The 12488-nt window shown below is 68.6% G+C and carries 5 protein-coding genes; all 5 read right to left on the bottom strand.

Going from position 1 to position 12488, the window contains the following annotated elements:
• A partial coding sequence (locus tag K8612_RS37300; protein ID WP_223765721.1) for an AMP-binding protein occupies positions 1 to 1451 on the bottom strand: 1451 nt, incomplete at its 3' end.
• 57 nt (positions 1452 to 1508) lie between these two features.
• Complete coding sequence (locus tag K8612_RS37295; protein ID WP_223765720.1) at positions 1509 to 2483, bottom strand: TauD/TfdA family dioxygenase; 975 nt, start codon at positions 2481 to 2483, stop codon at positions 1509 to 1511.
• A gap of 37 nt (positions 2484 to 2520) precedes the next feature.
• Positions 2521 to 5397 carry an amino acid adenylation domain-containing protein gene (locus tag K8612_RS37290; RefSeq protein WP_223744747.1) on the bottom strand — a complete coding sequence of 959 codons (2877 nt, stop codon included), beginning with the start codon at positions 5395 to 5397 and terminating at the stop codon, positions 2521 to 2523.
• 38 nt (positions 5398 to 5435) lie between these two features.
• Positions 5436 to 11390 (bottom strand): non-ribosomal peptide synthetase, encoded by a 5955-nt coding sequence (locus K8612_RS37285; protein WP_223765719.1) that lies wholly within the window; start codon positions 11388 to 11390, stop codon positions 5436 to 5438.
• A 42-nt stretch (positions 11391 to 11432) separates the two neighbouring features.
• Complete coding sequence (locus tag K8612_RS37280) at positions 11433 to 12464, bottom strand: class I SAM-dependent methyltransferase (RefSeq protein ID WP_223744749.1); 1032 nt, start codon at positions 12462 to 12464, stop codon at positions 11433 to 11435.
• Positions 12465 to 12488: the final 24 nt, after the last annotated feature.

Genomic DNA, 12488 nt, shown 5'->3' with positions numbered 1-12488 from the left:
CGCCAGCGCTCAATCAGCCCCGCCAGCGCCGCGCTGTCCTTCACCAGCGCCTCGGGCACCATCACCTGCGCCACTCCCGCCAGCAGCCCGCCCAGCAGCTCCTTCACCGACACCGCGAACGCGATGGCTGTCTTCTGCAGCACCACCTCGCCCGGCTCGTAGGCGGAGCGCCGGTGCCCCGCCTCCAGCCAGTTGTGCAACTGGCTGAACGGCACCATCACGCCCTTCGGCTTGCCCGTGGAGCCCGACGTGTACATCAGGCACGCCAACTGCCGGCTCGCGGGCCGCGCGGCCTCCTCCCCGTCGGCCTCCTCGAGTGGCTCGTCCAGACACACGTCCACGCGCATGCTTTCCGCATGGCCCCTGCGGCCCAGCACCACCTGCGGCGTCGCATCCGCCAGGATCTGCTCGATGTAGTTGCGCGGGTACGCGGGGTCCACCGGCACGTAGCAGCCGCCCGCCTTGAAGATGGCCAGCATCGCCACCAACAACTCCGGCGAGCGCTCACTCAGGACCGCAACGCGCGTCTCCGCGCCCACTCCCAGCGCCCGCAGCCTCCGGGCCACTTGGTTGGCTCGCGCATTCAGTTGCCGGTACGTCAGTTGCCGGTGCCCGCCACCCGCATCCACGCCGATGCACGCCACCGCGTCCGGTGTCGCTCGCACCTGGTGCTCGAACGTCTCCGCCAGGCTCCACGTCTCATCCAGCGGCAACGACGTGTCATTGAGCTTCTCGTAGAGCCCCTCCTCCTCCTCCGTCAGCAGCCGCACCTCGGGCTGCCCCTCCACCAGCGCCTCCAGCACCCGCTGGTGGTGCTCCACCATCCTCCGCACTGTCTTCTCGCTGAAGAGGTCCGCCGCGTACTCCAGCACCAGCTCCAGCGAGGACCCGTCTCCGTAGAACTGCCAGTCCTGCTCGCTCGCTGTCGTCCGCTCTCCCGAGCGCTCACCCTCCGACGTCGGGGAGCGCTGGTGCCTCACGACGATGGCCCCGAAGGCCGTCTGGCTGTTGTCCCGCTGCCGCCTCGGCGCTTGCTCGGACGGGGTCGTCTGGCGCTCCACCACCGCCTTCGTCCGCCGCAGCACCTCGCCCAGGCTGGGCGCTCCCGACAGGTCCAGTCGCAATGGCAGGATGTCGGCGGAGGTCCCATTCAGGCCCCCCAATGCCCCCTCTTGTCCGGGGCTCGCCATTGTCGTCCCGACGCACACGTCCTCTCGGCCCGTGTACCGGTTCAGCACCACCGCGAGGCCCGCCACCAGGCTCGTGAACAGCGTCGACGGGTGCTCCCAGCCGAGCTCCGCCACACCCCTCACCAGCGATGACGGATAGCGGTAGTGGAACGTCGCCGCACGCCAGGTCTGGCTCGACGTCCGCAGGTAGTCGGACGGCAGCTCCAGCCCGTCCGCATACCCGTCCAGCCTGGCCTTCAGCAGCGTCGAAACTCTGGACAAGGAACTCCTCCAACTGTTTGCGCAACGCCGACAGCGACGCCACCACCCGGGCCGGCCCTAGAAGCTCGCCGCCCTCGCGGAAGCGCGCTGCTGGAGCTCCGAATACGGCTCCGCCATGCAGACCAACACCCGCCGGCTGCCTTCGAACGGATCCCTCCCGTGCGACACCAGCATGTTGTCGATCAACAAGACGTCGTCCTTCCGCCACTCGAAGGAGACCTTGTTCCGGTCGAAGGCGGAGCGGATGGGTTCGAGCACGTCGCTCCCGATGGGCGACCCGTCTCCGAAGTACGAGTTGCGCGGCAGCCCGCTCTCCCCGAAGAACGACAGCATCATCTTCTGGGAGCCCGGGTCCAAGGCGGAGAGATGGAACAGGTGGGCCTGGTTGAACCAGATCCTCTCTCCGGTGAGCGGATGCGCCGCGAAGGCCTGGCAGACCTGGATCGTCCTCAGGCCCCCCTCGGTCCACTGGCATTCCATGTCGTGGTCGGCGCAGAACTTCTCGACCTCGGCCTTGCTGCTCGTTCCGAAGACCTCCTGCCAGGGCAGGTCCACGCCCGCACGGTAGTTGCGCACGTACCGGACCTGCTTGCGCTCGAACTCCTCCTGGATTTCGGCGGGGATCATCGCCGTCACCCGGCTCATGTCCGCCAGGGGCGTCCGGCCTCCCCGGCTCGCCGGCTCCACGCAGTTGAACAACAGCCGCATCGGCCAGTCGCGCTGGTAGGCGTTCTCGCAGTGCTGCGGGATGGGCAACTGCTTCGGGTACTCCGTCGCCGTGTAGAGGTTCTGCCCCAGGTCCGTCCGCGGCGTTGACCGGTAGGTGTAGTTGAGGCGCCGGTCGAAGAAGCTGTTGGCGATGCTCTCGAAGCCATTCCTGCTGCCGAAGCCTCGGAAGAGCAGGGCCTTGTGCTCGGTCAGCCGCCGCTCCAGCCCGTCACGGTTGGCCGCGACCCAGTCCTCCAGCAGCATTGACTGCTCGCCGGGCGTGATGACCACGGGCCACGTCGCGTTATCCAGGTTGCCGGTCATTGCGTCCTCCACGGAGTCTCAAGAGGGGCGGGCGGCCTCAAGGTCCGAGGTCGCCACCGCCCAACTGCATCGCGAGCGCGCTGATGGTGGGGGACTGCGAGAACTCCACGATGCTGATCGTCTTCTGGAACTGACTGTCGATCTTGTAGAGCAGCATGAGCGCGGGGAGCGAGTGCCCGCCCAGCGCGAAGAAGTTGTCGTGGACCCCGACCTTGTCGATCTGCAGCACTTCCTTCCAGAGCTCCGCCAACTGCTGCTCCACGGGCGTCCGGGGCTCCGCGTGCGCGCCGGTGTCCGCCGTCCGTTGCAGGTCGGGCTTGGGCAGGGCCTGACGGTTGACCTTGCCATTGGGCGTCAGCGGAAGGCTGTCCAGTTGGACGAACGCCCGGGGCACCATGTAGTCCGGCAGGCGCTCCGCCAGGAACCGCCGCAGGTCGGCCGCGGGGATCTCCTCGTCCGAAACGCAGTACGCGACGAGCTGCGCTTCCGCCGAGCCCACCACCTGGTCGTTCAGCTCGTAGCCGAGGTCGTGGATGATGCCTTCGACCTTCGCGATCTCGATGTCCGCCGAGTCGTCGAGCTCCCGCATCGCCTCTTCCCGGCTGATGTGGCCCATCCGCACGTCCCAGCTATAGGGCAACGAGTAGTTGTGGTACCGGCGCTCCTTGTTGTGGACGTAGATGCCCACGTCGTTGAGGAGGCAGTTCGTCGACCGCCCGGTGTCCGCCGGCCTGGACCACTCGACCGTCTTCTCGATGTAGTCGTACATCTCCTGCCGGCTGGCGTGGCAGTACCGGTAGAAGTCGACGAAGCGGATGTTCTCGATGACCTTGTCGTCCTTGACGTGGGTCGTGTCGAGCAGGCGGCTCACGGCGTCGTCGATGCGGTGGTAGATCTTCCGCGCATCCACCAGGCTCTTCTCGAAGGCGTCGTTGGCGAAGGTCGACGCGCGGAACAGGGCCGACAGGCGCGTCTCGAACAACTGGCCCTTGGACAACCCCATCACCACGTGCCTGACGCCGAGCTCCTGCGCCAGGTTGATGGCGAACGTGTAGATGGTCTTGAAGCAGCCGTTGCACACGTTGCTGTGGCGCTTCAGGCTGTCGACGAAGATCTCGTTCATGTGGCGGGTGGAGAGGTAGCGGTGCTCCACTCCCAGCCTGGCCACGACCCGGTTGATGTTCTGCTTCGCCTCTTCCGAGATGTAGCCGTTGTCCAACGTGAAGGCGTACACCCGGGCGCCGAGGTCGATCATCCGGCAGAGGGCGTACGTGCTGTCCTTGCCGCCGCTGAGCGCCACGATGCAGTCGTACTTCGCGTGGCCGCGGTCCTTCATCTCGGTGACGATCGCCTTCAGCTCATCCATGGTGCTGAAGTAGTCGTCGACGACGCCGCGATACCTGTCGAAGGCCTCGCAGTGGTTGCAGACGCCCTCGGCGGAGTACGTCGTGTTGGGGAAGTTCGACGCGAGCCCACACCGGGTGCAGTAGGTGAGCTGGGCGGCGGCGGGGTTCTGCGCCGTCTTCGTCGAATCGACGGTGCACTCCTTGACGCCCGGATAGGCGAGGAGCGCGCTCTCGATCTCTCCCAGCTCGATCCGGTATCCCCGCAGCTTGATCTGCAGATCCTTCCGGCCCAGGAAGACGAGGTCGCCGCGCTCGTTCACCCGGCCCAGGTCTCCGCTGACGTACAGGCGCTCCCCCACCACGAACGGACTGGGGATGAAGTGCTCCTCGGTGACCTGGGGCTTGCCCTTGTAGCCCAGCGTCACCCCGGCGCCGCCGATGTAGAGCTCCCCGATCTCCCCCGGCTTGACGGGACGCCGGCGCCCGTCGAGCAGGTAGATGCGGACGTTGTCGATGCCCGTTCCAATCGGCACCGACCCGTGCAGGTCCACCGCGGGGTCGTAGCGGTGGATCATGCACCCCACGACGGTCTCCGTGGGGCCGTACTCGTTGTAGAGCACCGCCCGTCCCTCCAGCCGCTTGTGGACGTCCCCCGCCACCTCCGCCCGGAGGTCCTCTCCTCCCAGGATGAGCACCTTCAGCCGGCTTCGCGACAGGTCCGTGTTCCGCAGCAACGCGAGGTGGGCCGGCGTGAGCTTCACGACGTCGACCTGGTTGTCCTCCAGGACCCGGTGGATGACGGGCACGTCGTCCCCCAGGTCCGGGTACACCTGGATGCAGCGCCCGGAGATCAACGGCACGAAGATGGAGGTGACCGTGAGGTCGAACGACAGCGAGGAGTAGAGGGCGAAGCTTTCGACCGCGTCGGTGACGTACTGCTTCTTCGCCCACCAGACGTAGTTCATCAGCGCGCGGTGCTGGACCATCACGCCCTTGGGCAGCCCCGTCGAGCCCGAGGTGTAGATGCAGTAGACCTGCTGGTCGGGTGCGACCGGGAGCCCCAGGTCGTGGCCCTCCCCCGCATAAAGGGCGGGGTCATCCACGTCGATGACGCGCGCCGAAGCCGACCGCGCCGCGTCCAGGCGGGAGCGCGATTCCCGGTCGGTCAGCACGCACGTGGCGCCGCTGTCCGTCAGGATGTAGTCCACCCGCATGGCGGGCAGTCCCACGTCCACCGGCACGTACGCCGCGCCTGCCTTGAGGATGGCGAGCAGCGAAACCAGACACGCGGGGGTCCGGTTCATCAGCACGGCCACCGTCCCCCCCGGGACCACGCCGCTCGCCACGAGGTGGCGGGCGAGCTGATTGGCCCGGCGGTTGAGCTCGCGGTAGGTGAGGGATTCGGCCCCCGACCTCACGGCGACGGCCTCCGGGAGCCGGTCCGCCTGCTGCTCGAACAACTGGTGCACGCCGACGTCCGACGGGAACTCGGCCTTGACCTGGGGGACCGCCGCATACGCATCACGCATGCGCGCCGGCGGGTTGGATGCGAACGCTCGATTGTCCATCTGCGCGGAGTTCCTTTTGCCGGTGGGTTGCGGAAGGGTCACGAAGCCCGGGTCCTCGCCGCCGCCGCGCTGCCGGGCGCGGCCAGGACCTCGGAGATCCGCCCCGCCAGTCGCAGCGCGTTCTCCCCCTGCAGGACGGTGTAGTGATTGCCCGGCACCTGCACGACGTTCGCCCGCGGCGCCCTCCACCCGCTCGCGCCGTCGTTCGAGGGAAGCGCGGCCCGCTCCGCCGCCTCATAGAGGTAGAGGTCCGTCTTCGGCCCGAGCGTCTGCGGCGTGAAGCCAGCGAACAGCGACAGGTAGTATTTCGCGGTCTCGAGGCGGGCCAGGAGGTACTCCGACGAGCCCTCGGAGAGGGAGATGCCGAAGTGACGCGCCAGCTCCTCCAGCGCCTCGGGTCCCTCCTCCGAGACGAAGACCTCCTCGCTCCAGCCGCGCGACTCGAGGAACGTCCGGGCGGCGTCGACCTCCGGGATGGAGAAGCCGCGGCCCCGCGTCGTGCCCAGGATGTGGGTCGCCGCGATCAACGGCGCCCAGCCACGCTCACCCGCCAGCTTCGGGATGGGCGCTGAATCCACCAGGCCCACGTACTCCACGGCGCAGCCCCGGTGCTCCAGTTCGCGGGCAATCGCCAGCGCGATGAGCCCGCCGGAAGACCACCCGAGGAGCCGGTAGCCGCCGTCGGGCTGGGCCTTGAGGATCGCGTCCGCGTAGAAGCGCGCCAGGGGCTCGATGGCGCTGAACTCACGGGCCCCCTCCGACTGGAGCGCGTACACCCGCGCGTGCTTCCCCATCGCCAGGGCCAGCTCGCGGTAGGCCGTGACCTGCCCGCCCACGGGGTGGACGCAGAACAGGTTCGGCAGCGTCCCGAGGGTGGCGAGCGGCACGATGACGGAGTCCTCCGCGCCGGCCTCGTGCACGACACCCGCGCCGTCCCCTTCCGGCGATTCGGGCGCGAGCGCCTTGTCCACGGTCGCCGCGAAGTCCTTCAGCACCGGCGAGTCGAACAGCGACTGGATGCCCAGGTTGACGCCGAAATGCCGGTGCACCTGCGACAGGACCCGGTGCGCCAGCAGCGAGTGCCCACCGAGGTTGAAGAAGTTGTGCAAGCGGCCCACCTGCGGCGCGGGCATGTCGCCCTGCTTGAGGCACTCGGACCACAGGCCCGAAAGTGTCTTCTCCGTCGGCGTCTGGGGGGCGACGTAGTCACCGCCCTCCTCGATGCTCTTGGGCTCCGGCAGCCCCAGCCGGTCGAGCTTGCCGTTGGGCAGCCGCGGCAGGGCCGGCAGGAACAGGTAGAGCGTAGGCACCATGTACGTCGGCAGCCGGGCCGACAGGTACTCCCGCATGTCCTCGATGGACAGGGTGTGCCCCGGCTTCGTGACGATGTACGCGAGCAGTTGGGGCGTCTTCGCGCCCCGGGGCCAGCCGAGCGCCGCCGACTCGAGCACCTCCGGGTGGCCCGCCATGCACTTCTCCACCTGGCGGACGTCCACGCGGTGGCCGCGGATCTTCACCTCGTAGTCCCGGCGCCCCAGGAACTCCAGCGAGCCGTCCTCGAGGACCCGCGCCATGTCGCCGGTGCGGTAGAGGCGGCTGCCGGGCTCGCCGAACGGGTTCGGGATGAACCGCTCGGCCGTCAGCTCCGGCTGCCCCCAATAGCCCCGCGCCGTCCCCGGGCTCTCGACGTGGAGCTCGCCCATGATGCCCACCGGCAGCGACCGCAGCTCGTCGTCGAGCACCATCGCCCGGGTGTGCTGGATGGGCCGGCCAATGGGCACGAAACCGGAGCTGTGGAACTGCTCGTTCGGGGCGCAGTAGGTGATGTCGTTGACCTCGGTGCAGCCGTAGTTGAGCCACGCCGTGCACGACGGCAGCGTCTCCCGCAGCTTCTCCACCAGCTCCACGGGGCACGGCTCGCCCGCGAGGATGACGTGCCGCAGGGAGCCCAGGCGCTCCGCCACGCCGTGGACGTGGGACAGGATGGACTCCAGGTGCGACGGGAGCGTGAACAGCCGGGTGACGCGCCACCGCTGCAGGTGGCTCACGAAGGCCTCCGCGTCCTTGACCACCGCCCCGTCGATGAACGCCAGGGGCACGCCCGCCAGGAGCCCCGAGAACAGCTCCTTCATCGAGACCGCGAAGGCCGTGGACGTCTTCTGCGCCACGACCTCGTCCTCCCCGAAGGGCACCCGCTTCCACAGGGGGTACAGCCAGTTCAGGATCTGCCGGTGGGGAACGAGCACCCCCTTCGGGAGGCCCGTGGAGCCGGACGTGTACATGACGTACATGAGCTGCTCCGGGTCGGTGGCCTCCGGGAGCTCGCTGACGTCCGTGGACGCGGCCAGGACGTCATCGAGGTACAGCCGCTGCCCGGCCGCCCTGGACAGGCGCTCCCCCAACGCGCGGCCCGACAGCACCAGGTGCGGCCGCGCGTCCGCGACGATGGTGTCGAGGTACTCCTGCGGGTAGCCGGGATCGAGCGGGACGAAGCAGCCCCCGGCCTTGAGGATGCCCAGGAGCGCGACCAGCAGGTCCGGCGAGCGCTCGAACAACAGCCCCACCCGCGTCTCCCGCTTCACCCCGCGCGCCCGCAGGTGGTGGGCGACCTGGTTGGACCTCCGGTCCAGCTCCCGGTAGGTCAGGCTCCCCTCCACGCCCATGCACGCGACCGCGTCCGGCGAGGCCTTCACCCGCTCGTTGAAGAGCGCGATGGGGCTCTTGGACAGGTCGAGCCTGCCGCCCTTCGCCCCGGACGCGCCGCCCTGATGCACGTCCTCGGTCACCAGCGGGAAGTCCGTCAGCCGGCAGTCCGGCTTGTCCACGAGCGTCTGCAGCACCTGCTGCAGGTGCGTGATGAGCCGCTGGACGGTCCGCTCGGAGAACAGGTCCTTCGCGTACTCGACGACCACCTCCAGCGAGCTGCCGTCGCCAGCGAACTGGAGGTCGAGCTCGTTGGGCGTCGTCCGGTCCCCGAACTCGATCTCCCCCGCCCCCAGGTCGCGCCCCAGGTCCCGCGAGGTGACCGTGGGGAAGTTCTGGTGGCGCATCACCACCGGCACCAGCGGAATCTGGCTGCTGTCGCGCTGCTTCTGCAGCGCCGCGAGGATGTGCTCGAACGGCAGCTCGCGGTGCTTCATGCCCTCCAGCATCTGGGCCCGCACCCGCTGGAGCACCGTCTCCGCGGTGGGGTTGCCGCGCAGGTCGACCCGGATGGCGAGGATGTTGACGAAGAAGCCGATCAGGTTCTCGAGCTCGAGGTGATCACGCCCCGCCACCGTGGTCCCCACGCACAGGTCCTCGCGGCCCGAGTACCGGTTGAGCAGGATGGCCGTGCTGGCCATCAACGTCATGAACAACGTCGCCTGGTGGCTCTTGCTCACCTCCGACAGGCGGGCGGCGAGCTCGGCCGGGAACGCGTGCCGCACGCTCGCGGCGCGCCAGGCCCTGTTGGGCGGGCGGGCGTAGTCGTACGGAAGCGACAGGCCCTCCTGATAGCCCTCGAGCGTCCTCTTCCAGTAGTCGAGCTGGCCGCCGAGGTCCTGCTTGCGCTGCCACACGGCGTAGTCCGCGTACTGGAGCGGCAGGGGCGGCAGGTTCGGCTGCGAGCCCGTCTCCGCCGCCATGTAGAACTCGTAGAGGTCCCGCAGCAGCAGGTCGATGGACCACCCATCACAGATGAGGTGGTGCATGTTCAGCATGAACACGTGGTGCTCGGGCGTCACCCGCAGCACCGAGACCTTGAGCAGCGGCCCCTTCGCGAGGTCGAACACATGGCCCGCGTGGGCCGCCATGCGGGCCGCGACGCCTGACGCCTCGACCTCGATGAGGGGGACTTCGATCCAGAGCGAGTCGGCGATCCGCTGGACGGGGTATCCGCCGCCCTCGGGCACGACGAACGTCGTCCGGAAGGTCTCGTGGCGCGCCACCAGCCCGTTGATGGCGGCGCGCAGCGCGGGCAGCGACAGCCCCTTGCCGCGCATGTGACAGGCGAAGGCGACGTTGTAGCTGGTCCGCTGCTCGACCATGTGCTCGTGGATAAACCAGAGCCGCTCCTGGACGTACGACAGCGGGAGCGCCTCGCCCCGGTCCGTCATGCTGATCAACCCCTGGGTGGGGCCGTTGCGCCCGGCGAGCGCCGCGTCCACCGCGCTCGCGAAGCCCTCCAGCACGGGCGTCTCGAACAGGGTGTTGATGGGCAGCTCCAGGTCGAACTTCTGCCGGATGCGAGAGAACATCTGCGCGGCGAGCAGCGAGTGGCCGCCCAGCTCGAAGAAGTTGTGCGTGACGCCCACCTCCACCGGGGCCCGGCCCTGGCTGAGGACGTCGCTCCAGATCTCCGCCAGCGCCTTCTCCGTGGCCGTCCGGGGCGGGACGTACCCTTCGCCCTGCGGCTCCACCTTCGGCTCCGGCAGGCTCAGCCGGTCCACCTTGTCATTGGGCAGCCGTGGCAGCGCCTCCAGGACCTGGAAGAGCGTGGGCACCATGTAGGCCGGCAGCGAGGCCGACAGGTAGTCGCGGATCTCCTGGATGGGAGCCGCCCCCTTCACCCTCGGCACGACGTAGGCGACCAACTGCGGCTGGGTCCCCCCGAGCGGCCAGCCCACCACCGCCACCTCGTGGAGGTCGGGATGCGAGCCGAGGACCTTCTCCACCTGGCGCACGTCCACGCGGTAGCCGCGGATCTTCACCTCGTAGTCCCGGCGCCCGAGGAACTCCAGGGAGCCATCCGGCAGGTAGCGGGCGAGGTCGCCCGTCTTGTAGAGGCGCGAGCCGTCGTTGGCGTGAGGGTTCGCGATGAACCGCTCCGCGGTCAGCTCGGGCAGGCCCCAGTAGCCCCGCGCGAGGCTGAGGCTCTCCACGTACATCTCACCCATCGCGCCGACGGGCACCTTCCGCAGCTCTTCGTCGAGCACGAACACCCGCGTGTTGCGGATGGGCCGCCCGATGGGCACGAAGCCCGTGTTGCTCGTCTGGTCCGCCGGGTCGCAGTACGTGACGTCGTTGATCTCCGTGCAGCCGAAGATGTACCAGGGCGTGACCCACGGCATGGCGGCCCGGACCTTCGCCAGCAGCTCCGTCGGGCAGGGCTCGATGGAGATGTAAAGGTGGCGCAGCGAGCGCAGGCGCTCGTAGGCGCCATGGACGCTCGAGAGCAGCTCGGCGAGCTGCGAGGGGAAGGTGTACAGCCGCGTGACGCGCGACTGCTCCAGCTCCCGGATGAAGCCGGCGACGTCGCGGACCGTGGCATCGTCGATGAAGACCTGGGGCACCCCCACCACCAACCCGGCGAACAGCTCCTTCACGGAGATGGCGAACGACGTGGAGGTCTTCTGGGCCACGACCTCGTCCTCGCCGAACGGCACCCGCGCCAGGACCGCGTGCAGCCAGTTGAGGATCTGGCGGTGCGGCACCATGACGCCCTTGGGCAACCCGGCCGAGCCCGACGTGTACATCACGTACGCGAGCTGCTCCGGCGACACCCGCACCCCGGGGTCGTGGGACCCGCGCGCCAGGAGCTGGGCGTCATCCAGGTGGATGCGCTGGTCCACGCCCCAGAGCATGCGCTCGCCGAGCCGCCGGTCCGCCACCACCATCCGGGGCCGGGCGTCCGTCAGGACCTGCTGCACGTAGTCGGAGGGATACTGCGGATCCAGCGGGACGTAGCACCCGCCCGCCTTGAGGATTCCCAGGATGGCGATGAGCTGCTCGGCGGAGCGCTCGAACAGGACCCCCACGGGGACATCCGGCCCGACGCCCAGCGACAGCAGGTGATGCGCGACCTGGTTCGCCCGCCGGTTCAGCTCCGCGTACGTCACGCGCCCCTGGCGGCCGAGACACGCCGCGGCTTCAGGCGTCTTCCCGGCCTGGAGGTTGAACAGGTCCACCACGCTCCTGGACAGGTCCAGCGACATCCCCGTCTCGTTCGAGCGGGAGATGACATCAGCGTCTTCGGAGTCGAGGAGGGCGAAGTCAGACAGTTTGGTGGCCATTCGAGATTCCCAGGAGGTCCTGTTACGAGATGTGGCTCGGAGCTACGCCTTGCCCTTCGTCGAGACGACGACCTTCTCCATCGCGGGAGGGATTGCCCTCAGCTCGACCTGGCCGTAGCCCGTGTTCTTGAACATCCGCTCCAGGTCGGAATAGGCATACGCCTCACCTCCCGGCGTGGTGCCGAGCATCATCATGCTGAACGTGGAGGCGAGCGGCGGCGACGTCCGGTCCTCGTTCGCGATGAACTCGAACGTCAGCACCCGGCCGCCCTCCTTCAGCGCGGCGTGGGCCTTCCGGAGGATCGCCTCACAGCCCGCCTCGTCGAAGTGGTGCAGGAAGTTCGTGAGGAGGATGACGTCCAATCCCTCGCCGAAGTCCACGGTGAAGGCATTCCCGGGGCGGAACTCCACCCGGTCGAGCACCCCGGCCTTCGCCGCGTTCTCCCGCGCGACCTGGAGCACGTTCTCCCAGTCGAGGAACGTCACGTGCGCCTTGGGATTGCGCTGCGCGATGGCCAGGCCGAAGAGGCCGTGGCCGGCGGCGACGTCCAGCACCTTGAGCGGCTGGTGGGCCTGGCGGTCCGCCAGCTCCGCGAGGAGGTACGACGGCAGGGCCATCATCGGCGCCATCGCGCGCGCGAACTTCACCCACTGCGGATGGTCCGGCGCCACCACCCCCTGCTCCGGGAGGGTCAGCTCCCCCGTCCGCACCACGGACGCCAGGTCCTTGAAGCCATCCATGATGTACGGAGACAGCAGGAAGTCGATGCTGCCGCCCAGATAGCCGGGCGACTTCTTGTCCAGGAAGAGGCCCATCTCCCGCGTGAGGAAGAAGAGCTCACCGGCGTTCTTGAGGAAGCCGATGGACACGAGGAACCGGCAGAGGATGCGGATGCCACGCGGCGACGCGTTGCAGGCCTTCGCGATCTCCGCCAGGGTCTTTCCCTTCTCACCGACGACGTCGAACACGCCGAGCTCGATGGCGGCCTTGACCGCGGCGGTCCGGTAGTACGCGTTGACCGTCGTGTAGAAGAGATCGAAAGAAAACGCGGGGGCTGGATTCTGGGCGTTCATCTGGCAGTCCGGGGTCTTGGCTAC

The organism is Corallococcus sp. AS-1-6 (genome assembly GCF_020037015.1).
Classification (GTDB): domain Bacteria; phylum Myxococcota; class Myxococcia; order Myxococcales; family Myxococcaceae; genus Corallococcus.
The sequence above is the reverse complement of the archived record's forward strand: the minus strand, read 5'-3'. Positions and strand labels throughout refer to the sequence as shown.

What these genes read in the sequence shown, in the direction of transcription:
- K8612_RS37280 (WP_223744749.1), bottom strand. Translation starts at nt 12,464, where the DNA reads ATGAACGCCCAGAATCCAGCCCCCGCGTTTTCTTTCGATCTCTTCTAC.
- K8612_RS37285 (WP_223765719.1), bottom strand. Translation starts at nt 11,390, where the DNA reads ATGGCCACCAAACTGTCTGACTTCGCCCTCCTCGACTCCGAAGACGCT.
- K8612_RS37290 (WP_223744747.1), bottom strand. Translation starts at nt 5,397, where the DNA reads ATGGACAATCGAGCGTTCGCATCCAACCCGCCGGCGCGCATGCGTGAT.
- K8612_RS37295 (WP_223765720.1), bottom strand. Translation starts at nt 2,483, where the DNA reads ATGACCGGCAACCTGGATAACGCGACGTGGCCCGTGGTCATCACGCCC.